Below are 20,825 nucleotides of genomic sequence, written 5' to 3' on the forward strand. Positions count from 1 at the left end.
AACGGGGCCGTCGCCTGAACGAGATGCGTTCAAACCTTCCCTGTCTGCCCGGGCGCCCGACCCACCGTGCAGGATGCTTATTGAGCCGATCGATACCATGAATCAACTCGTCCGCATGTCCCAGATCGGCGACGCCGAGACCGTCGAGGAACCCTCGGCCGACCTGCGCGTGCCCTTCGCTCAGTCCGGCGCCTTCGTGTGCAAGTACATCATCGGTGAGCCGAACGACCGCGCCGTCTGCTGCGGCGCCCCCGTGTCCGACGGCAAGAGCTGGTGCGCCTATCACCGCCGCATCGTGTTCGAGCCGACCCGCCCCGGCCGCATCCGCTGAGGCAGTTCCTGCCGTATCCCCTGTCGTATCCCCTGGACCATGCCGGCCGTCACTGCGTCCGCATGATCTGGATGACCGCCGGGGTGATGATGACCACGAACAGCACGGGCAGGAAGAACAGGATCATCGGGACGGTGAGCTTCGGCGGAAGCCCGGCCGCCTTCTTCTCGGCCTCGTTCATGCGCATGTCGCGGCTCTCCTGGCTCAGCACGCGCAGCGCCTGACCCACCGGCGTGCCGTAACGCTCAGCCTGGATCAGCGCCGTGGCCACGGATTTCACCGGCTCGAGCCCGGTGCGCATCACGAGGTTCTCGTAGGCCTGGCGCCGGTCGGGCAGGAACGACATCTCGGCGGTCATCAGCGCGAGTTCCTCGGCCAGCACGACCGAGGACGTGGCGATCTCGGTGCTCACCTTCCGGAACGCGTTCTCGATCGCCATGCCGGATTCCACGCAGATCAGCGTGAGGTCGAGGGCGTCGGGCCACGCCTTGCGGATCTCGGTCTGGCGCTTCTTGGCGGTATTTACCAGGAACAGCTCCGGCGCCTTGATGCCCATGTAGGCCGCGCCGATCACTAGCCCGAACCGCATGAGGTACGAGGCGTCGAGCACCTCCAGCACGAACAGGTAGAACAGGGCCGCGATCACCGCGACCACCGGCACGACGAGGCGGAAGAACAGGAACGCCGTCTCCGCCCCCTGGCCGCGATAGCCCGCCTGCATCAGCTTGCGCTTGGCGGTGTCCGTGCCGAGCCAGCGGCGCAGCTGGTACCGCTCGACGATGGACTTCATGTAGGCCTTCGGCTCCGTGCGCAGCGTCGCCCGGTTGCCGGTCCGCTCCGCGCTCAGCCGCTCGCGCCGCCGGATCTGCTCTCGCTCGTCGCTGACGAGCTTCATCCGCTTGCCGAGCCGGTCGGTCTCCAGGAAGGGCTGCGCCACCGCGTAGGCGGTCGCGGCCGCCGCGACGGCGGCCAGGACCGTGCCCATGAAGCGCGGATCGAACAGCTTCTCGGCGATGGCGTCGATCATCGGGCGGGATCCGGAAGACGGCGCACCGCGCCTAGAACTCGAAGGCGATCATCTTCTTGATCGTGAAGATGCCGATGGACATCCAGATCGCCGCGCCGACCAGGGCGATCTTGCCCGTATCGGTGGTCCAGAGCAGCGAGATGTAGTCGGGGCTGGTGAGGGCGGTGATGCCCGCCACCGCGAAGGGCAGGCAGGCGATGATCGAGGCCGAGGCCTTGGCCTCCATGCTCATCGCCTGGACCTTGCCGCGCATCTTGGCGCGGTCGCGCAGCACCGTGGACAGGTTGTTCAGCGCCTCGGAGAGGTTGCCGCCCGATTGCTGCTGGATGTTGATCACGATGGCGAAGAAGTTCACCTCGGCGGTGGGCACCCGCTCGAACAGGCGGGTGCAGGCCTCGCCGAGGGACAGGCCCATCGCCTGGGTCTCGACCACGGTCCGGAACTCGCTGCGCACCGGCTCCTCGGCCTCGCGCGAGACCATGCGGAAGCAGTCGCCCACCGGGATGCCGGTGCGGATACCGCGGACCACCACGTCGACGGCGTTGGGCAGCTCCTTGTTGAATTTCGCGATGCGCTTGAGCCGCAGGTGGCGCAGCAGATAGGCCGGGAGGCCGAAGCCGCCCGCGAAGGCGGCGCCGAGCGCCGCCATGGCGTTGTCGGTGATGACGAAGAGCAGGAGGCCGAAGACGACGCCGCTCAGGGCCGAGATCCCGTAGAAGGTCTGCTTCGTCCATCCGAGGCCCGCGCGGGCGAGCTTCAGCTCGACGCTGGCCTTCGAGGCGCCCTTGGCCTTCGCCTCGATCTCGCTCAGCGTCTTGGCGACCTGCTCGCGTCGGTTGACCGCCACGCCCCGGGTCGCCGCTCCCGAGGCCGAGACGCTGATCGACTTCAGGCGCTTGTTGGCCCGGCGCTCGCCGCCGAGCAGGGGCAGGACCGCCACGTAGGCGACGGCGGCGACCGCGATGCCGACGAGGCCGGCGGCGATCGGCAGGTTGGAGGCGTCCGCCATCGGCTCAGTTCCGGTCGATGACCTCGGCAGCGTCGAGCGCCTCGCCGAGCCGCTGTTCCAGGCCGTAGTAGCGGGCGCGCTCCCAGAATTTCGGCCGGCCGACGCCGGTGGAGCGGTGGCGCCCGATCAGCTTGCCGTTCGCGTCCTCGCCGACGATGTCGTAGAGGAACACGTCCTGCGTGGTGATGACGTCGCCCTCCATGCCGAGCACCTCGGTGATGTGGGTGATGCGCCGGGAGCCGTCGCGCAGGCGCATGGCCTGGATCACGACGTCGATCGAGCCGCAGATCATCTCGCGCAGGGTCCGCGAGGGCAGCGAGAAGCCGCCCATCGAGATCATCGACTCGATACGCGACAGGCACTCGCGCGGGCTGTTGGCGTGGAGCGTGCCCATCGAGCCGTCATGGCCGGTGTTCATCGCCTGGAGCAGGTCGAAGGCCTCCGGTCCGCGCACCTCACCGACGATGATCCGCTCGGGACGCATGCGCAGGCAGTTCTTCACGAGGTCGCGCATGGTGACCTGGCCCTGGCCCTCCATGTTGGGCGGCCGCGTCTCCAGGCGCACCACGTGGGGCTGCTGGAGCTGCAGCTCGGCCGCGTCCTCGCAGGTGATGACCCGCTCGTCGTGCTCGATGAAGGCCGTGAGGCAGTTGAGCAGCGTCGTCTTGCCCGAGCCGGTGCCGCCCGAGATGACCACGTTGCAGCGCGACTGGCCGATGATCTTCAGGACCTCGGCGCCCTCGGGCGAGATCGCCCCGAAGCGCACGAGCTGCTCCAGGGTCAGCTTGTCCTTCTTGAACTTGCGGATGGTGAGCGCAGGGCCGTCGATCGCCAGGGGCGGCGCGATGACGTTGACGCGGGATCCGTCCGGCAGGCGCGCGTCGCAGATCGGCGAGGCGTCGTCGACGCGGCGCCCGACCTGGCTGACGATCCGCTGGCAGATGTTCATCAGCTGCTGGTTGTCGCGGAACCGCACGCTGGTCAGCTGGATCTTGCCCCCGACCTCGATGAAGGTCCGGTGGGCGCCGTTGACCATGATGTCGGCGATGTCGTCGCGGGCGAGCAGCGGCTCCAGGGGACCGTAGCCCAGCACGTCGTTGCAGATGTCGTCGAGCAGCTCCTCCTGCTCGGAGATCGACAGGACGATGTTCTTGAGCCCGATGATCTCCGTGACGATGTCGCGGATCTCCTCGCGCGCGGTCTCGGCGTCGAGGCGCGAGAGCTGCGTCAGGTCGATCGCCTCGATCAGGGCGCCGAAGATCAGGCTCTTCGTGCGGTAGTAATCCTCCGAGCGCGCGGTCTCGACGACGACCGGGGCCGCCGGTGCCGGGCGCGAGGCCGCCGCCGGCGCGTCGCGCAGCACAGGCGTGGCCGGCGCCGGGATCCGCGCCTGCGGGATCGGCGGGGGCGCCGCCGACGCGCCGCCGGATTGTCGCCTACCGAACATGGGTCAGATCCCCGACGCTGACCCGCGGCGCCTGCCGGGCGAAGGATCGCGTCCCCATCAGGATGCCTTGCGGCCGGAAAGCTTGGCGAGCAGCGGCTCCAGCAGGCTCGGACGGCCGCGTCGGCTCTCGGGACGCCCGAGGGTCATGGCCGCCAGATCGTTGAACAGCTCCGCCACCTTCGAGCCCGCCTGGATCTCGGCGATCATCTGGCCATTGTTGGCCGCCGTGCCGAACAGGGTCGGCTCGAACGGGATCGTCAGGGCGACCGGAGCCTCCAGGGCCTTGGCGAACTCGGCGGTGCCGATCTCGGGCCGCTTGGGCACGCCGACGCCGTTCAGCACGATGCGGGGCGGCTGGTCGTTCGGGCGGCCGTGCTTCAGCGCGCCGAGGAGGTTCTTGGCGTTGCGCAGGCAGGCGAGGTCGGGCCCGGCCACGATCAGGATCTCGTCGGCCGCCGTCAGAACCCGCTTCGACCACGCGTTCCACTGGTGCGGGATGTCCAGGACCACGCAGGGCACGCTCGCCCGCATGTGCTCGATCAGAGTGTCGAAGGCCGGCTCGGACAGGTCGATGGTCCGGTCCAGGCTGGCCGGGGCCGAGAGCAGGCTCAGGTTGTCGCTGCACTTGGACAGCAGCCGCTCGACCAGGGCGGAATCCAGGCGCTCGGGCGCGAACACCGCCTCGGCGATGCCCTGCGGCGGATCCTGGTTGAAGTTGAGCGAGGCGGTGCCGAAGGCGATGTCGAGATCGGCGATCACCGTCTGGACGCCCTGACTCCGGGCCACGGACCACGCGAAATTGTGCGCCACGGTCGAGGCGCCGATGCCGCCCTTGACGCCGTAGACCGCCACGGTCCGTCCCACAGGCTTCACGCCCGGGGCCGTGAACAGGTCGGAGATCGCCGCGATGAGCGTCAGGGGCTCGACCGGCGCCATCAGATAGTCGGACACCCCGCGCTGGATCAGCTGCCGGTAGAGCATCACGTCGTTGACGTGGCCGATCACCAGGACGCGGGTGCCCTCGTCGCAGACCTCGGCCAGGGCGTCGAGGCACTCGATCGGCTTCGAGCGCGCGCCCTGGACCTCGATGAGGATGACGTTGGGCGTCGGCGCGTGCCGGTAGGCCTCGATCGCGGCGGCCCCGCCGCCCATCCGCACCTTGACCTGCGCCTTCTGCATGCGCCGGTCGAGGGCCGCGCCCTCGATCATCGCCGCGGTCTCGCCGGTCTCGCAGAATGCCTGGATGGTGATCCGGGGCACCGGGGCGATCGTGCGCTCGGTCGTCTCGGACAGCTCTGCCATGACGGCGCTTTCGGGTTCGCGTTCGGGGCGCGGCGTTGCGGTCGGCGGCGGGGCTGCCCATCCCCGACGCCGGCTGTCTCAGTTCGTGACCTGGGACTTCACGGCGGTCTGCCCATCTTGCCGCCATGTGGTTGACGGATCCTTGCCGTCCCGCAACTGGCCAATGTCCCGGACCCGCTTGACCGTGTCGATGCGGCCCTCGGGCCGGCCGCGCACGAGGTCGACCGGGTCGGCGACCTGGGCGGCCACGTTGGACTGCGTGGCGCAGCCCAGGTTCCAGCTCGGCCGGTTGTTGTAGTCGATCGCGAAATTGCTGGTCCCGAGGTCCTGGGGCCAGAGGCCGCAGGCGTCGGCCACCTTGGCCTGCATGCGCTGGAAGCTCAGACGGATCGGCGAGGCGAGGGTCGGCGCGGCCACCGCGTAGCCGGTGACCGCGATCTCGCGGCCGTTGACGCCGTTCTGCGTGCCGAGCCGGCCCAGCACCGACGCGGTCCGCTCCACGGCGACGACCTGGTCGGCCGGGACGCCCTGGGGCACCTGCATCAGCAGGCTTCCGCGGCCGTAGCGCCGGTATTCCAGCATGAAGGCGTCGACATCGGTCGCCTGGCGCGGGTCCAGATGACCCGTGCCGGTGGGGAACACGTCGAGGCTGCGGGTCCCGTCGGTCAGCACGATCGGGTGGCGCGCGCGGTAATCCGTCACGTCAATGCCGCCGGTCGTGGCGGGATCGCTCTTGCAGGCCGCCGCGAGGGCGCCCAGCGCGCAGGCGGCGAGCACGCTCGCGGCGCGGCGGGGCAGGGCGGGCGTGTGACGTCCGGTCATGGGTCCGATCCTGGGGGCGCGGCGGGGCTGCGGGGCGCTACTCGACGATGAAGCCGACGCGGCCGCGGTAGGCGCGGCCGAGCGGCGCCGCGGCGGTCGCGCCGGGCGGGGCGACCTTGCCGTAGATGCGGTTGATCTGGCCGAGCAGCACCGTCTGCCCGTCGCTGGCGTCGACGAAGTTGTCGTCGGGCCGGCTGACCTGCTTCGGCTCCATCGGCCGGGCGATGTAGGGCGTGCACATGATCATCAGCTCGGTCTCCTGGCGCTGGTAATCGCGGGAGCGGAACAGCGCGCCGAGGATCGGGAGGTTGATCAGGCCGGGCAGGCCGGCGATCGCCTGCTTGTTGAACTGCTGGATCAGGCCGGCGGTCATCATCACGCCGCCGGAGGGCAGCTCGACGGTGGTCTCTGAGCGGCGCACCCGGGTGCCCGGCACCGCGACCGAGGTGTTGCCGATGACGTAGCTGAAGCTCTGTTGGGTATCGATCTCGGTCACGTCCGTGGCGACGCGGATCGAGATCCGGTTGTCGGCCAGCACCGTCGGGGTGAACGACAGGGCGACGCCGTAGGGCTTGTAGGTGATGCCGGGCGAGCAGACGCCGCCGACCGCGCAGGTCGCCGAGGCCGGGACCGCGAACTCGCCGCCGGCCAGGAACTTGGCGGCCTCGCCCGAGATGGCGGTCAGCGTCGGCTCGGCCAGGATGCGCGAGACGCCGGCCTGCTCGAACGCCTTCAGGGTCGCCTGAAGCGAGAAGCCGCCCCCCTGCACGGAGGCCTGGATCAGGTTTCCGCTCGGCGTGTTCGTGTTGATCGGGAAGGGCAGGTTGTTGGTGATCACGTTCGGGAGGTACGCCGGCACCTGCGTGGCCGCCGCGGTCCCGCCGTTCACGACCGTCTGCCCCAGGTTCCCGACCGGGTTCAGCGCCGACCAGTTGCCGGCCATGTTGATCCCGAACTGCTTCAGGACGTTGCGCGATACCTCGACCACGGTGACGCGGAGCATCACCTGATCCTTGTTGCGGATCGTGAGGTTGTTGATCACCGCGCCCCGCGACCCGGCGGCGACACCGCCGCTCGCCGCGCCCGCCGGCCCGGCGGCCCCGCCGCCGCCCAGGCCCACGAAGGCGTTGGCGATGTCGATCGCCTGCTGCGCGTCCGACGAGGAGTTGACCGCCCCCGACAGGAGCACCGAGGCGCCCGAGGAGCGCACGTCGAAGCGCCCGCCCGGGATGCTCTGGCTGAGCAGCTCGCGCAGGGTCCCGAGGTTGAGGTCCCGCGCCACCGTCACGTCGAGGGCGGCGATCTGGCGCCCCTCGGCATCCATGATGAAGATCGAGGTCGCGCCGTCGGCCATGCCGATCACGAAGACCTTGCGGGTCGAGCGCACCACCGCGTTGGCAACCGCGGGGTTGGCCACGAACACCTCCTTGGCGTCCCGCGGCAGGTCGACGATGACGGAGCGGCCCGCGGTCAGCTCGACCCGCCGGGTGGCGTTGGCTTCCGCGGCCCCGACCGTCAGGACCGGTGCGGGGCCGAAGGTCTGGCGGTCCTGGGCCGGGGCCGGTCCGGTCAGGGCGGCCAGCAGGGCGAGGGCGCCGGCCGAGCGGCGGCGCGGGCCGCGGTCGGGGCGCCGCAGCGCGCGGGCGTCGGGCAGTGAAGCGGGCGGCGGAGCGATCATGGCGGTCACGGCGTCTGCTGCCGCGCGACGCCGAAGCGCACCACGGTCAGGGCGGGTTCGGGCATCTGCGCGGCGGACGCGTCGGCCAGCGGCGTGGCCTCGGGCGGGCGCCCGGCATCGGCGAGGCTGCGCAGGGAGAGGGTCAGGGCGCCGACCTTCTGGGCGAGGGCCAGGGTCTCGGCCTGCGCGGGCGTGACGGCCAGCGTCGCGGTCTCGCCGGTGACGACGTTGGTGCCGTTCTTCTCCTGGACCAGCTGACCGATCGCCAGGACGCGGATGTCGGTCAGGATCGTCTGGGAGAGCTGCACGTCGCTGTTGTTGGCCCGCGAATTGGACTCGTCGCGGAAGGTGCGGATCACGTCGACGCGGTCGTTCGGCAGGATGAAGCCGCCGGCCGAGTTGGTGCCGCGGCTGTCGGTGACGATGGCGACCGCGCGCATGCCGGGCGGCAGGATCGCCGCCATGAAGCCGCTCTCCGGGCGCACCAGCTTCTGGGCGCGGATCGGCTCGCCCGTCAGGAAGCCCGAGCGCACGGACGCGCCCACGGTCTCCTCGAGGGCCTTGGGGTTGATCTTGCGGGTCATGTAGCCGTTGGCCACGGCGCCGTCCGGCCAGGGCTGCCAGCGCAGGTCCGCGGCCCGGAGCACCTGGCCCATGGGCATGTCGATGGCGGCCACGAGCACGTCGGTCGTCGGCTGCGGCGGCGCCTCGGCCGCCGGCGGCGGTGGCGGCGGTGGCGGGTCGCCGCCGCTCATCAGGAAGGCCGCCCCGGTCCCCGCCGCGAGGGCGATACCGAGGACGGCGAAACGGGCTGGGTTCATCGCATCGCCACGCGCCGGAGACGGCCGGATTGCCGTCCATGACCGGAACCTGCGCGGGGATTCGTGTAATTATGGTTAAGGTATTATAACCTCTGCCGTTGTCGCCGGTCCGGAAACGGGGCGACCGGAACCGCGTCACAATCCGCGGAATCCTTCAGCCTCCGACCGACCTCGGCCGTGGCGCATCGCCGGGGCGTCCCCTATCCTGCCGGCGGAACCGCCTCAGAAGCGGGCGCTCGGGCGAACCGGGGGGAGACATGATCAGGACAATCGGCGGCGCGGTGCTGGCGACCGCCCTCGCGGGGACCGCGCTCGGCTCCGCCCCGGCGGCCGCGCAGGGAAGCTTCTCGGACAACGCGATACGGATCGGCATCCTCAACGACCAGTCCGGCCTCTACGCCGAGTACGGCGGCCAGGGCTCGGTCGAGGCCGCCCGCATGGCGGTGGAGGACATGGGCGGCAAGATCGGCAGCGTGCCGATCGAGATCCTCACGGCCGACCATCAGAACAAGCCCGACATCGCCTCGGCGATCGCCCGGCAATGGTACGACCGCGACGGGGTCGACGCGATCATGGAGCTGACCACCTCCTCGGTGGCGCTGGCGGTCCAGGGCCTGTCCAAGGAGAAGAAGAAGATCACCATCACCACCGGGGCGGCGACCAGCGACCTCACCGGCAAGGCCTGCACGCCGTACGGCTACCACTGGGCGTTCGACACGCGGGCGCTGGCGGTGGGCACCGGCGGCGCGCTGACCCGGGCGGGCGGCAACACGTGGTTCTTCCTCACCGCCGACTACGCCTTCGGCTCGGCGCTGGAGGCCGACACCAGCAAGGTGGTGATCGCCAACGGCGGCAAGGTGCTGGGCAGCGTCCGGCACCCGCTCTCGAACCAGGACTTCTCGTCCTTCCTGCTCCAGGCGCAGGGCTCGAAGGCCAAGGTGATCGGGCTCGCCAATGCCGGCCTCGACACCTCGAACGCGATCAAGCAGGCGGCCGAGTACGGCATCGTCGAGGGCGGGCAGAAGCTCGCGGCCCTGCTGTTCACCCTCTCGGAGGTGCACGGGCTCGGACTCAAGGTCGCCCAGGGCCTGACGCTCACCGAGGGCTGGTACTGGGACGCCAACGACGAGACCCGCGCCTTCGGCCAGCGCTACATGAAGCGCACCGGCCGGATGCCCAACATGATCCAGGCCGGCACCTACTCGGCGGTCCTGTCCTACCTGAAGGCCGTCAAGGCGGCCGGCACCGACGAGACCGACGCGGTCAACGCCAAGCTCAAGGAACTGCCGGTGGACGACGTCTTCGCCCATGGCGGGATCGTGCAGCCGAACGGCCGCATGGTCCACGACATGTACCTGTTCGAGGTGAAGAAGCCGGCCGAGTCGAAGGGTCCGTGGGACCTCTACAAGCTGATCTCGACCATCCCCGGCAAGGAGGCCTTCGCCACCCCGGCCGAGAGCGGCTGCCCGCTGACGGCGGCGAAGTAGGGACGAGGGAGGGGCGCAGATGCCCCTCCGTCATCGCGAGCGCAGCGAGGCGACTGAGCGCTACGCGGCCTCGGAGAGCGTGGCGCTGCTCAGGCGTCTCGCTCCGCTCGCGGAGACGACGGCGCTCGCGGGCCGCCGATAGGACGCCGTCGTCAGCCCGCCCAGACGCGCCGGTACAGCGCCACGATCTCGTCGGCGGTGGGCTCCACCGGGTTGTTGGCCGGGGAGCCGGAGGCCAGCGCCTGGGCCGCCATGGTGGGCAGCAGCGCCTCCCAGCGGGCCGGGTCGATCCCGTATTCCCGCGGCCCCGGCACGTCGAGGTCGTCGTTCAGTGCCTCGAGCTCGGCCACCAGGGCCGACACCGCCGAGCGATCGTCGGTGTCGGGGCCGGCGATCTTCATGGCGCGGGCACAGGCGGCGTACCGGTCGACGGCGGCCGGGGCCGAGAAGGCCGTCACCGCCGGCAGCAGCATCGCGTTCGAGAGCCCGTGCGCCACGTGGAAATGCGCGCCGATCGGCCGGCTCATGCCGTGGACCAGCGCCACCGAGGCGTTCGAGAACGCGATGCCCGCCTGGGTGGCGCCGAGCATCATCGCCTCGCGCGCCGCCCGGTCGCCGGGATCGGTCCAGACCCGGCGCAGGTTCGGGGCGATCAGCCGCATCGCCTGCAGCGCCAGCCCGTCCGAGAACAGGTTCGACTTGCGCGAGACGTAGGCCTCGATCGCGTGGGTCAGGGCGTCGATGCCGGTGTCCGCCGTGAGCCGCTTCGGCTTGGTGAGCGTCAGCTCGTAATCGACCAGGGCCGCGACCGGCAGGTAGGCGAGGCCGATGCAGAGCATCTTCTCGTCCGAGGCCTCGTCGGTCACGATGGTGAAGCGGGTCGCCTCCGAGCCGGTGCCGGCGGTGGTCGGGATCGCCACGATCGGCAGGCCGGACTCGTCCTGCTGGCGGGGCGCCTTGTAGTCGCGCATGTGGCCGCCGTGGCGGGCGAGCACCGCCACCGCCTTGGCGGTGTCCATCGGGCTGCCGCCGCCGAAGCCGACCACGCAGTCGAAGTCGCCCGCCTGGAGGGCCGCCAGCGCCGCCTCCACGGAGGCGACGGTCGGGTCCGGCACGGTCTCGGAGAAGATCGTGGCCCGCGCGCCCGCCGCGGTGAGCCGCTCGAGCAGCGTGTCGGTGCGGCCGCTGCCGGCGAGGTAGGGGTCGGTGACCACGAAGGGGCGCGACAGGCCGAGCTGGCCGAGCACCTCCGGCAGGAGCCGCGAGGCGCCGGCGCCGACGCGCATCAGCCGGGGCAGGGCGATCGAGGCGACCATTCTGTTGCTTCTCCCTCCCGGCGCCTCTGCTGGTCCGCCGGGACGGCGATCTTAGGACCTGCGCGCGCCGGGCGAAACTGCCGGCGCTTACACTGCCGGCCCGGCGAACAGCGCGGCGGCGGCCTCCACCTCGCCCGCGATGAAGCCCGCCACCGCGCGGATATGGGCCGCCTTCCGGTGATCCTCGTGGATGTGCATGTGGAACGAGCGTGTCAGGGCCACCGCCCCGGGCAGCACCGGCACGAGACCCGGATGGGCCGCCGCGATGAAGGCCGGCAGGACGCAGAGGCCGGCGCCGCCGAGCGTCGCGTGGACCTGGGCCAGGAGGTTGGTGGAGCGCAGCCGCGCGGAGACCGGCGGACCCAGGGCGCCGAGATAGTTCAGCTCGCGCGTGAACAGCATGTCCTCGATGTAGCCGACGAAGGGATGCCCCGAGAGGTCCCCGACCTCCGCGATCGGCGCGGCCCCCGCGAGGTAGGTTTCGGCCGCGTAGACGAGCAGCCGGTAATCGGTCAGCCGGCGCGCCACCACCCGCGCCTGCTGCGGGCCCGAGAGGCTGATGACGATGTCGGCCTCGCGCTTCGAGAGGCTGAAGATCCGGGCGGTCGCCATGATCTCGACCTCCAGCCCCGGGTGGCGGGCGGTGAGCCGGTGCATCCGGGGTGCGAGGAACACGCTGCCGAACCCGTCCGGCGCGCCGATCCGAACCGTGCCGGAGACCGTCTGCGCGGCCTCCGTGGCGGCGCTCGCCGACAGGAACGCGCTCTCCATGGCCTCCGCGACGCCCAGCAGGTTCGCGCCGTCCTCGGTGAGCGCGTAGCCGAGGTTGCTGCGGTGGAACAGCCGGGCGCCGAGCCCTTCCTCCAGGGCGCGGATCCGGCGCCCGACCGTGGTGTGCTCGGTGCCGGTGCGGGCCCCGGCGGCGCTCAGCGTTCCCGTCCGCGCCACCGCGAGGAAGAAGCGGAGGTCGTCCCAGTTGGGCCCCGTCCTGGCCATGGCCGCACCCTCGCTGTGCATCGATGCACGACGGCTGTAAGCGCATCCGGCTTTATCGCTCAAGCGATCCTGATAGGGTGCGCCAAAATCGAACGCCACATCACAGGGAGGCGCGCGTGCGCACGATCGGGCATTACATCGGCGGCCGGAACGTCGGCGGCGAGAGCGGACGGTTCGCGGACGTCTTCCATCCCTCGACCGGCGAGGTCCAGGCCAAGGTCGCCCTGGCCAGCAAGGCGGAGCTCCGCGCCGCCGTCGAGAACGCCAAGGCGGCGCAGCCGGCCTGGGCGGCGACCAACCCGCAGAAGCGGGCCCGCGTGATGATGCGCTTCCTGGAGCTGATCCGCGCCGAGAACGACTCGCTCGCCGAACTCCTCGCCTCCGAGCACGGCAAGACCGTGCCGGACGCCAAGGGCGATATCCAGCGCGGCGTCGAGGTCGTGGAGTTCGCCTGCGGCATCCCGCACCTGCTCAAGGGCGAGTACACGGAAGGGGCCGGGCCCGGCATCGACGTCTACTCCCTGCGCCAGCCGCTCGGCGTGGTCGCCGGCATCACGCCGTTCAACTTCCCGGCCATGATCCCGCTGTGGAAATGCGCCCCGGCGATCGCCTGCGGCAACGCCTTCATCCTGAAGCCGTCCGAGCGCGACCCGAGCGTGCCGATCCGCATCGCCGAGATCTTCCTGGAGGCGGGCCTCCCGCCGGGCATCCTCAACGTCGTCAACGGCGACAAGGAAGCGGTCGACGCGATCCTCGACGACGAGGACATCAAGGCGGTGGGCTTCGTCGGCTCCTCGCACATCGCCGAGTACATCTACGTCCGCGCCGCCGAGACGGGGAAGCGCGCCCAGTGCTTCGGCGGCGCCAAGAACCACATGATCATCATGCCGGACGCCGACATGGGCCAGGCCGTCGACGCGCTGATCGGCGCCGGCTACGGCTCGGCGGGCGAGCGCTGCATGGCGATCTCGGTGGCGGTACCGGTGGGCGAGCAGACCGCCGACCGGCTGATGGAGAAGCTGATCCCGCGGGTCGAGTCGCTCAAGATCGGTCCCTCGCATGACGGCTCGGCCGATTACGGCCCGCTCGTCACCGCCGAGGCGGTGGAGCGGGTGAAGAGCTACATCGACAAGGGCGTCGCCGAGGGCGCGCAGCTCGCGGTCGACGGCCGCGGCTTCAAGCTCCAGGGCTACGAGAACGGCTTCTACATGGGCGGCTCGCTGTTCGACCGCGTGACGCCCGACATGACGATCTACAAGGAGGAGATCTTCGGCCCCGTGCTCTCGGTGGTGCGGGCCAAGGATTACGAGGAGGCGCTGGCGCTGCCCTCGACCCACCAGTACGGCAACGGCGTCGCGATCTTCACCCAGGACGGCGACGCGGCCCGCGACTTCACCGCCCGGGTCAACGTCGGCATGGTCGGCGTGAACGTGCCGATCCCGGTCCCGATCGCCTACCACACCTTCGGCGGCTGGAAGCGCTCGGGCTTCGGCGACCTGAACCAGCACGGGCCGGACTCGATCCGGTTCTACACCAAGACCAAGACCGTGACGCAGCGCTGGCCGAGCGGCATCAAGAGCGGGGCGGAGTTCTCCATCCCGACGATGCGGTAGAGCGCGGCGGTTCGAGGTCGGGGGCGCGGGTCCCCTCTCCCGTGCGGGAGTGGGACGGGGTCAGGGGCGAGAACTCTCCGGACAGACCTGATCCCTCACCCCAACCCTCTCCCGAACGGGAGAGGGTGCACGCCGCGCCCCACGCGCCGGAGGTGCAGGCCCCGGGCGGTTGCGCGGTGAATCGGAGGGAGTGTCCATGAGTTTCGGGCTCGACGAGGACCGGACCGCGATCCGCGAGATGGCCCTCGGCTTCGCGGCCGAGCACATCGCGCCGCACGCCCTCGACTGGGACCGGGACAAGACCTTCCCGGTCGAGACCCTGCGGGCGGCCGCCGCCCTCGGCATGGCGGGTATCTACGTCCGCGAGGATGTCGGCGGGTCCGGCCTGTCGCGCCTCGACGCGACGCTGATCTTCGAGGCGCTCAGCGCCGGCTGCCCGACCGTGGCGGCGTTCCTCTCGATCCACAACATGTGCGCCTGGATGATCGACGCCTACGGCGACGACGACCAGCGCCGGCGCTGGCTGCCGTCGCTCATGGGCATGGAGCGGATCGCCAGCTACTGCCTCACCGAGCCGGGCTCCGGCTCCGACGCCGCGGCTTTGCGCACCCGCGCCGAGCGGGACGGCGACCATTACGTGCTCTCCGGCGAGAAGCAGTTCATCTCCGGCGCCGGCGCCAGCGACCTCTACGTCTGCATGGTCCGCACCGGCGAGGCGGGCCCTTCGGGCATCTCGGCGATCGTGGTGGAGAAGGGCACGCCCGGCCTCTCCTTCGGGGCCGACGAGCGCAAGATGGGCTGGAACGCCCAGCCGACCCGGGCCGTCCGCTTCGACGGCTGCCGCGTGCCGGTGGGCAACCGCCTCGGCGCGGAGGGCCAGGGCTTCAAGATCGCCATGAGCGGCCTCGACGGCGGCCGGCTCAACATCGCCGCCTGCTCGCTCGGCGGCGCGCAGGCGGCCCTCGACAAGGCGCTCGCCTACATGGGCGACCGGCGCGCGTTCGGGGCCAGGCTCACCGACTTCCAGGCGCTGCAGTTCCGGCTCGCCGACATGGCGACCAGCCTGGAAGTGTCGCGCACCTTCCTGCGCCACGCGGCCGCCGCGCTCGACGCCAAGGACCCGTCCGCGACCCAGCTCTGCGCCATGGCCAAGCGCCACGTCACCGACGCGGCCTTCGAGGTGGCCAACCAAGCGCTGCAACTGCACGGCGGCTATGGCTACCTCGCCGAGTACGGCGTGGAGAAGATCGTCCGGGACCTGCGCGTGCACCAGATCCTCGAAGGGACCAACGAGATCATGCGGCTGATCATCGCCCGCGGGCTGACCGGGGGGCGCCGATGAGCGACGTGATCGTCGAGCGGGTCGGCGCGCTGGGGCGCCTTCGGCTCAACCGGCCGAAGGCCCTGAACGCCTTGACGCATGGCATGGTGGGCGAGATCGACCGGGCGCTCGACCAGTTCTCGGCGGATCCCGGAATCGCCGCGGTGCTGCTCACCGGCGAGGGCGAGCGCGGCCTCTGCGCCGGCGGCGACCTGCGCTCCCTCTACGACAATCCCGGCACCGCCTTCGCCGAGACCTTCTGGCGCGACGAGTACAGGCTCGATTCCCGCATCGCCGCCTACGAGAAGCCGTTCGTGGCGGTGATGGACGGCATCACCATGGGCGGGGGTGTCGGGCTCGCGGGCCACGCATCGCACCGGATCGTCACCGAGCGCTCCCGCGTCGCCATGCCGGAAACCGGCATCGGCTACCTGCCGGATGTCGGCGGGACGTGGCTGCTGCCGCGCGCGCCCGGCGAGATCGGCACCTATCTCGGCCTGACCGGCGAGCCGGTCGGCGCCGCCGACGCGATCTTCTGCCGCCTGGCCGACGTCATGGTCCCGTCCGCGAGGCTGCCCAACCTCATCGACGACCTCCTGGCGCTCGATCCGGATGCCGGGCAGGAGGGCGTGCGGGACGTGATCGCCCGGTCCGCGCAGGACGCCGGCCCGGCGCCCCTGGTCGCGCACCGCGCGGTGATCGACCGCTGCTTTTCCTTCGACATGGTCGACGAGATCCTCTCGGCCCTCGAGGCGGACGGCTCCGACTTCGCCGCCACGACCCGGGCAACGCTGTTGACCAAGGCGCCGTCGAGCCTCGTCCTGACGCTGTGCCTCCTGCGCCTCGGCCGCGGCGCGCCGAACCTGGAGGCCTGCCTGGAGCGCGAGTTCCACGCCTCGCTGGCGCTGCTGGCGGAGGGCGACTTCCGCGAGGGCATCCGCGCCGCGGTGATCGACAAGGACAAGAGCCCGCGCTGGACCCCGCCGACCCTCGACGCGGTCGACCCGGCGCGGATCGCCCGCTGGCTGGAGAAGCGGGCGGCGCCGGTTTTTTCGGACGCGCGCACGGGGCCGGTGTGATGACGCGTCGCACGTTCCCACCCAGACCCTCGTCCTGAGCCGACGAAGCGTAGGCTTCGAAGGAGGGCTCCAGGAGCCGCTGTGATCCCTGGAGCCCTCCTTCGAGGCCCGCTTCGTCGGCTCAGGACGAGGACGCGGGTGGGAGACGCGAGGGACAACAATCAAGGGAGGACGGGATGGCACAGACCATCGGGTTCATCGGTCTCGGCAACATGGGCGGGCCCATGGCGGCCAACCTCGTGAAGGCGGGTCACGCGGTGCGCGGCTTCGATCTCGTACCGGCCTCGCTGGAGGCGGCGCGCGCCGAGGGGATCGCGGTCGCGGGCTCGGCCCTGGAGGCGGCCGAAGGGGCGGATGTCGTGGTCACCATGCTGCCGGCCGGGCGGCACGTGGTCGAGGTCTGGACGCAGCTCGTCGAGGCGCTGCCCGCCGGCACGCTGCTGATCGATTCCTCCACGGTGGATGTCGAGAGCGCCCGCAAGGCCCACGCCCTCGCCGCGGCGCGCGGCTGCCTGTCGGTGGACGCGCCGGTCTCCGGCGGGACCGGCGGCGCGAAGGCCGGAACGCTCACGTTCATGGCCGGCGGCGCCGAGGCCGCCTTCGACCGGGCGGAGCCGCTGCTGAAGGCGATGGGCAAGAACGTGTTCCATTGCGGCGATGCCGGCGCCGGGCAGGCGGCCAAGATCTGCAACAACATGATCCTCGGCATCTCGATGATCGGCGTCAGCGAGGCGTTCGCGCTCGGCGAGAAGCTCGGCCTGTCGCACCAGGCGCTCTACGACGTCGCCTCGGTCTCCTCGGGCCAGTGCTGGTCGCTGACCACCTACTGCCCGGTGCCGGGCCCGGTGCCGACCTCGCCGGCCAACAACGGCTACAAGCCGGGCTTCGCCGCGGCGCTGATGCTCAAGGACCTCCGGCTCGCCCAGGCCGCCGCCATCGCCGCGGGGGCGGCGACGCCGCTGGGCGCCGAGGCCGCGCAGATCTACGGTCTGTTCGAGGGCGCGGGCCACGGAGGAGAGGACTTTTCCGCGATCATCCGTATGCTCCGCGGGCAGGGAGGCGAGTCGTGAGCGAGCCGTACGAGACGATCCTGACGGAGACGCGCGGGCGCGTCCTGCTGATCACCCTCAACCGGCCGAAGGCGCTGAACGCCCTCAACGCGCAGCTGACCCGAGAGGTGATCCGGGCGGCGACCGAGGCGGATGCCGATCCGGGGATCGGCTGCATCGTCGTCACCGGCTCGGCCAAGGCCTTCGCGGCCGGCGCCGACATCAAGGAGATGCAGCACGCCACCTACGCGGAGATGTACGCGGGCGACCGGTTCGCCGACTGGGACCGCTTCATCGCCGTGCGCAAGCCGATCATCGCCGCGGTCGCGGGCTACGCGCTGGGCGGCGGCTGCGAGCTGGCCATGATGTGCGACATCATCCTGGCGGCCGACACGGCGCAGTTCGGCCAGCCCGAGATCAAGCTCGGGGTGATGCCGGGGATCGGCGGCAGCCAGCGGCTGACCCGCTTCGTCGGCAAGGCCAAGGCCATGGAGATGTGCCTGACCGGCCGGATGATGGACGCCGCCGAGGCGGAGCGCGCCGGCCTCGTGTCGCGGGTGATCGCGGCCGACCAGCTCCTCGACGAGGCACTGAAGGCGGCCGAGACCATCGCGTCGATGTCGCTGCCGATCGCCATGATGACCAAGGAGGCGGTCAACCGGTCCTACGAGACCACGCTGACCGAGGGGATCCGGTTCGAGCGGCGAGTCTTCCACGCGATGTTCGCCACCAAGGACCAGAAGGAGGGCATGGCCGCCTTCGTGGAGAAGCGGCCGCCCCGGTTCGAGAACACCTGAACGCGGCCCGTCCCGGCGGGAGGGGCGGGGAGCGAGACCATAAGACAGGGAGGGGAACGACCATGCCGAGCTTCCGGGAGGCCCGCGACCTTCTGCTGGCCCATCGCACCGACTACGCCGCCGCCGTCTCGGCCTTCGCGTGGCCGGATCCGGTGCCGTTCAACTGGGCGCTCGACTGGTTCGACGCCGTCCTCGCCGGACCCGAGAGCCGCGACCGCGCCGCCCTGCGGATCGTCGAGGCCGGCAGCGGGGCCGAGCAGAGCCTGACCTTCGGGGAGCTCGCCCGCCGCTCCGACCAGGTGGCCAACCACCTGCGGCAGCTCGGCCTGAGGCGCGGCGACCATCTGCTCCTGCTGCTCGGCAACGTGCCGGCCCTGTGGGAGACCATGCTGGCCGCGATGAAGCTCGGCGCCGTGGTCATCCCGGCGACCACGCTGCTCACGGCCGACGAGCTCGCCGACCGCCTCGCTCGCGGGCGCCCGCGGGCGATCGTGGCCGGCCCGGAGCAGATCGCGCGGTTCGCCGGCCTCGACACGGGCGGCGCCGTCCGCCTCGTCACCGGGGCTCCGACGGAGGGCTGGGCGGCCTACGACGACGCGTTCGAGGCGTCCGAGACCTTCGCGCCCGACGGGCTCACCGGCGCCGACGACCCGCTGCTCCTCTACTTCACCTCCGGCACCACGGCGAAGCCGAAGCTGGTGCGCCACAGCCACCGCTCCTACCCGGTGGGGGCGCTCTCGACGATGTACTGGCTCGGGCTCCAGCCCGGGGACGTGCACTGCAACGTCTCCTCGCCGGGCTGGGCGAAGCACGCGTGGTCCTCGTTCTTCGCGCCCTGGAATGCCGGGGCGACGATCCTGGTGATCAACCAGGCGCCGTTCAACGCGGCCGCGCTGCTGGCGCAGCTGGAGCGCACCGGCGCCACCACGCTCTGCGCGCCTCCGACCGTCTGGCGGATGATCATCCAGGAGGACCTGACCGGGAAGCGCCTCGCCCTGCGCGAGGTCTGCGCGGCGGGCGAGCCCCTGAACCCCGAGGTGATCGAGCGCGTGAAGACCGCCTGGGGCCTCACGATCCGCGACGGTTACGGCCAGACCGAGACCACGGCGCTCATGGCCAACACGCCGGGCCAGCCGGTCGTGCCCGGGGCGCTGGGCCGACCCCTGCCGGGCTACCGGGTCCGCGTCCTCGACCTCGACGGCCAGCCGGCCTCCGAGGGCGAGGTCTGCCTCGAACTCGGGGCCCACCGCCCCGCCGGCCTGATGCAGGGCTACGACGACGGCCAGGGCAACCTGTCGGGCGCCGCCGGCGACCTCTACCACACCGGCGACGTCGCCTTCGTGGACGAGCAGGGCTGCTACACGTTCGTGGGCCGGGCCGACGACGTGTTCAAGTCGTCTGGCTACCGGATCAGCCCCTTCGAGCTGGAGAGCGTGCTGATCGAGCACCCGGCCGTGGCCGAGGCGGCGGTGGTGCCGATACCCGATCCGATGCGCCACACCATCCCGAAGGCCTACGTGTCCCTGGTGGCCGGAGCGAGCCCCGGACCCGAGACGGCGCTCGACATCTTCCGCTTCACCAACGCCCGGCTCGCGACCTTCAAGCGCCTGCGCGGGCTCGAATTCGTCACCGATCTGCCCAAGACGATCTCGGGCAAGATCCGGCGGGTGCAGCTGCGCCGCCTGGAGCACGAGGGCATCACCGAGGACCCGCACCGGGGACGCGCTTACACGCAGGCGGACTTCCCGGAGCTGAAGGGCGAGGCCGAGCGCAAGCTCGACCAGACGGCGGGCTGAGCGTTTCCACCCCGTGATCGCGGGCGCGGCGAGGCGACCCAGGGCAGCGCGAAGTCGGTCGGCGCGGCGTGGCCCCGGATCGCTTCGCTGCGCTCGCGATGAGGGCGGCGGCGCGCCTGAAGGCTCGGGTCTACGGGCGACGAAACCTCAAGGTTTCCGGTTTCCGAAGCTGAAGCCGCCGATTTACTGGGGTTCTCAAGTCTCCCGTCGACGCTGTCGCGCCTGACTGGGCCCGCACCGGCAAATCGATAAAATTGCGCGCATCCGCTTCAGCGCCGCGGAGGCTCTGCGGCGCAATCCTGTCCTCAACAACGGGGACGGGTTCGATGGGCGCGGGGCTTCTCAGGACGGTTCGGGGGATGCTGGTCGGAGCGGCGACGCTGCTTAGCCTCGCCACCACGGCTCAGGCGCAGACGCTGGCGAGCCTGCCGACCGAGGCCGGTGCCAAGGTCCTGGGCGACGCCAAGCCGATCGCGGCCTGGGTGACGTTCTGCCAGACCTACGCGGCGGAGTGCGTGCTGGACCGGGGCGAGCCGGCCCGGATCAGCCTGACGCCCGCCACCTGGGCGACGATCGTGTCGGTGAACCGGCGGGTCAACAAGGCGGTCGAGCCGATGACCGACCAGGACCACCTGCACGTGGCCGACCGCTGGGACCTGGCCGAGGACGGCATCGGCGACTGCGAGGACTTCCAGCTGCTCAAGCGCCACATGCTGGCCGAGGCCGGGCTGCCGCGCCGCGCGATGCGCATGACCGTGGTGATCGACGAGAAGGGCGAGGGCCACGCCGTGCTGACGCTCATCACCGACCGGGGCGACCTCGTCCTCGACAACAAGACCAACGCCATCCTGCCCTGGCACAAGACCGGCTACGTCTTCATCAAGCGCGAGAGCCAGGACGCCGTCGCCTGGGTCTCCCTCGGCGGCGTCACCTC

At 71.0% G+C, this 20,825-nt stretch carries 19 protein-coding genes; 10 read left to right on the forward strand and 9 right to left on the reverse strand.

Annotation, left to right across the window (positions count from 1 at the left end):
* The first annotated feature begins 97 nt into the window (after positions 1 to 97).
* Positions 98 to 331, forward strand: a complete 234-nt coding sequence (locus ACTJK8_RS21920) for a GcrA family cell cycle regulator (protein WP_020095642.1) — start codon at positions 98 to 100, stop codon at positions 329 to 331.
* A gap of 49 nt (positions 332 to 380) precedes the next feature.
* Here ACTJK8_RS21920 and ACTJK8_RS21925 read toward each other — a convergent pair whose 3' ends face one another.
* From ACTJK8_RS21925 to cpaB, 7 genes are all read right to left on the reverse strand, one after another.
* On the reverse strand, positions 381 to 1,358 hold the full coding sequence (locus tag ACTJK8_RS21925) for a type II secretion system F family protein (RefSeq protein ID WP_012320729.1): 978 nt from the start codon (positions 1,356 to 1,358) through the stop codon (positions 381 to 383).
* Between the two features lie 31 nt (positions 1,359 to 1,389).
* Complete coding sequence (locus ACTJK8_RS21930; RefSeq protein WP_440762499.1) at positions 1,390 to 2,367, reverse strand: type II secretion system F family protein; 978 nt, start codon at positions 2,365 to 2,367, stop codon at positions 1,390 to 1,392.
* Positions 2,368 to 2,371: 4 nt separating this feature from the next.
* Entirely contained in the window at positions 2,372 to 3,814 is a 1,443-nt protein-coding gene (locus tag ACTJK8_RS21935) for a CpaF family protein (RefSeq protein WP_012320727.1), read from the reverse strand.
* 57 nt (positions 3,815 to 3,871) lie between these two features.
* Entirely contained in the window at positions 3,872 to 5,116 is a 1,245-nt protein-coding gene (locus ACTJK8_RS21940; RefSeq protein ID WP_012320726.1) for an AAA family ATPase, read from the reverse strand.
* A gap of 78 nt (positions 5,117 to 5,194) precedes the next feature.
* Positions 5,195 to 5,938: a CpaD family pilus assembly protein gene (locus ACTJK8_RS21945; protein WP_012320725.1), complete on the reverse strand. Its 744-nt coding sequence runs from the start codon at positions 5,936 to 5,938 to the stop codon at positions 5,195 to 5,197.
* Between the two features lie 37 nt (positions 5,939 to 5,975).
* A complete protein-coding gene (locus ACTJK8_RS21950; protein ID WP_440762500.1) occupies positions 5,976 to 7,616 on the reverse strand; it encodes a type II and III secretion system protein family protein in 1,641 nt (546 codons plus the stop codon).
* A gap of 5 nt (positions 7,617 to 7,621) precedes the next feature.
* Entirely contained in the window at positions 7,622 to 8,437 is an 816-nt protein-coding gene (gene cpaB / locus ACTJK8_RS21955) for a Flp pilus assembly protein CpaB (protein ID WP_024829123.1), read from the reverse strand.
* A 281-nt stretch (positions 8,438 to 8,718) separates the two neighbouring features.
* On the opposite strand from cpaB, the gene ACTJK8_RS21960 reads away from it, so the two are divergent.
* Both ACTJK8_RS21960 and ACTJK8_RS21965 read left to right on the forward strand, forming a co-directional pair.
* Entirely contained in the window at positions 8,719 to 9,924 is a 1,206-nt protein-coding gene (locus ACTJK8_RS21960; RefSeq protein WP_085985359.1) for an ABC transporter substrate-binding protein, read from the forward strand.
* 19 nt (positions 9,925 to 9,943) lie between these two features.
* Positions 9,944 to 10,066 carry a hypothetical protein gene (locus tag ACTJK8_RS21965; RefSeq protein WP_012320721.1) on the forward strand — a complete coding sequence of 41 codons (123 nt, stop codon included), beginning with the start codon at positions 9,944 to 9,946 and terminating at the stop codon, positions 10,064 to 10,066.
* A 10-nt stretch (positions 10,067 to 10,076) separates the two neighbouring features.
* Here the strand turns inward: ACTJK8_RS21965 and ACTJK8_RS21970 are convergent, their stop codons facing one another.
* Positions 10,077 to 11,240: an iron-containing alcohol dehydrogenase gene (locus ACTJK8_RS21970; RefSeq protein ID WP_012320720.1), complete on the reverse strand. Its 1,164-nt coding sequence runs from the start codon at positions 11,238 to 11,240 to the stop codon at positions 10,077 to 10,079.
* Between the two features lie 87 nt (positions 11,241 to 11,327).
* A complete protein-coding gene (locus ACTJK8_RS21975) occupies positions 11,328 to 12,236 on the reverse strand; it encodes a LysR family transcriptional regulator (protein WP_012320719.1) in 909 nt (302 codons plus the stop codon).
* Positions 12,237 to 12,352: 116 nt separating this feature from the next.
* Between ACTJK8_RS21975 and ACTJK8_RS21980 the strand changes: the two genes are divergently transcribed.
* From ACTJK8_RS21980 to ACTJK8_RS22010, 7 genes are all read left to right on the forward strand, one after another.
* Complete coding sequence (locus ACTJK8_RS21980; RefSeq protein WP_012320718.1) at positions 12,353 to 13,849, forward strand: CoA-acylating methylmalonate-semialdehyde dehydrogenase; 1,497 nt, start codon at positions 12,353 to 12,355, stop codon at positions 13,847 to 13,849.
* A gap of 196 nt (positions 13,850 to 14,045) precedes the next feature.
* Positions 14,046 to 15,191, forward strand: coding sequence for an isobutyryl-CoA dehydrogenase (locus ACTJK8_RS21985; RefSeq protein ID WP_012320717.1), 1,146 nt, complete (start codon positions 14,046 to 14,048; stop codon positions 15,189 to 15,191).
* Positions 15,188 to 16,249 carry an enoyl-CoA hydratase/isomerase family protein gene (locus ACTJK8_RS21990; protein WP_012320716.1) on the forward strand — a complete coding sequence of 354 codons (1,062 nt, stop codon included), beginning with the start codon at positions 15,188 to 15,190 and terminating at the stop codon, positions 16,247 to 16,249. The genes ACTJK8_RS21985 and ACTJK8_RS21990 overlap by 4 nt, the downstream gene beginning before the upstream one ends.
* A gap of 176 nt (positions 16,250 to 16,425) precedes the next feature.
* Positions 16,426 to 17,319, forward strand: coding sequence for a 3-hydroxyisobutyrate dehydrogenase (gene mmsB, locus ACTJK8_RS21995; RefSeq protein ID WP_012320715.1), 894 nt, complete (start codon positions 16,426 to 16,428; stop codon positions 17,317 to 17,319).
* Positions 17,316 to 18,095, forward strand: a complete 780-nt coding sequence (locus tag ACTJK8_RS22000) for an enoyl-CoA hydratase (protein ID WP_440762501.1) — start codon at positions 17,316 to 17,318, stop codon at positions 18,093 to 18,095. Before mmsB ends, ACTJK8_RS22000 begins: the two co-directional genes overlap by 4 nt.
* A 62-nt stretch (positions 18,096 to 18,157) precedes the next feature.
* Complete coding sequence (locus ACTJK8_RS22005) at positions 18,158 to 19,891, forward strand: AMP-binding protein (protein ID WP_440762502.1); 1,734 nt, start codon at positions 18,158 to 18,160, stop codon at positions 19,889 to 19,891.
* 359 nt (positions 19,892 to 20,250) lie between these two features.
* Positions 20,251 to 20,825: transglutaminase-like cysteine peptidase (locus ACTJK8_RS22010; RefSeq protein ID WP_440762503.1), on the forward strand; the 575-nt coding region annotated here is incomplete at its 3' end.

The sequence above is a fragment of the Methylobacterium sp. 22177 genome (assembly GCF_052045615.1).
Taxonomy (GTDB): Bacteria; Pseudomonadota; Alphaproteobacteria; order Rhizobiales; family Beijerinckiaceae; genus Methylobacterium; species Methylobacterium radiotolerans.

Excerpts from the sequence above, each read along its gene's own strand:
- ACTJK8_RS21970 (WP_012320720.1), bottom strand. The coding sequence starts at position 11,240 with ATGGTCGCCTCGATCGCCCTGCCCCGGCTGATGCGCGTCGGCGCCGGC.
- ACTJK8_RS21985 (WP_012320717.1), top strand. The coding sequence starts at position 14,046 with ATGAGTTTCGGGCTCGACGAGGACCGGACCGCGATCCGCGAGATGGCC.
- ACTJK8_RS21945 (WP_012320725.1), bottom strand. The coding sequence starts at position 5,938 with ATGACCGGACGTCACACGCCCGCCCTGCCCCGCCGCGCCGCGAGCGTG.
- ACTJK8_RS21925 (WP_012320729.1), bottom strand. The coding sequence starts at position 1,358 with ATGATCGACGCCATCGCCGAGAAGCTGTTCGATCCGCGCTTCATGGGC.
- ACTJK8_RS21940 (WP_012320726.1), bottom strand. The coding sequence starts at position 5,116 with ATGGCAGAGCTGTCCGAGACGACCGAGCGCACGATCGCCCCGGTGCCC.
- ACTJK8_RS21965 (WP_012320721.1), top strand. The coding sequence starts at position 9,944 with ATGCCCCTCCGTCATCGCGAGCGCAGCGAGGCGACTGAGCGCTACGCG.
- ACTJK8_RS21990 (WP_012320716.1), top strand. The coding sequence starts at position 15,188 with ATGAGCGACGTGATCGTCGAGCGGGTCGGCGCGCTGGGGCGCCTTCGG.
- ACTJK8_RS21935 (WP_012320727.1), bottom strand. The coding sequence starts at position 3,814 with ATGTTCGGTAGGCGACAATCCGGCGGCGCGTCGGCGGCGCCCCCGCCG.
- cpaB (WP_024829123.1), bottom strand. The coding sequence starts at position 8,437 with ATGAACCCAGCCCGTTTCGCCGTCCTCGGTATCGCCCTCGCGGCGGGG.
- ACTJK8_RS21975 (WP_012320719.1), bottom strand. The coding sequence starts at position 12,236 with ATGGCCAGGACGGGGCCCAACTGGGACGACCTCCGCTTCTTCCTCGCG.
- ACTJK8_RS21950 (WP_440762500.1), bottom strand. The coding sequence starts at position 7,616 with ATGATCGCTCCGCCGCCCGCTTCACTGCCCGACGCCCGCGCGCTGCGG.
- ACTJK8_RS21930 (WP_440762499.1), bottom strand. The coding sequence starts at position 2,367 with ATGGCGGACGCCTCCAACCTGCCGATCGCCGCCGGCCTCGTCGGCATC.
- ACTJK8_RS21920 (WP_020095642.1), top strand. The coding sequence starts at position 98 with ATGAATCAACTCGTCCGCATGTCCCAGATCGGCGACGCCGAGACCGTC.
- mmsB (WP_012320715.1), top strand. The coding sequence starts at position 16,426 with ATGGCACAGACCATCGGGTTCATCGGTCTCGGCAACATGGGCGGGCCC.
- ACTJK8_RS22005 (WP_440762502.1), top strand. The coding sequence starts at position 18,158 with ATGCCGAGCTTCCGGGAGGCCCGCGACCTTCTGCTGGCCCATCGCACC.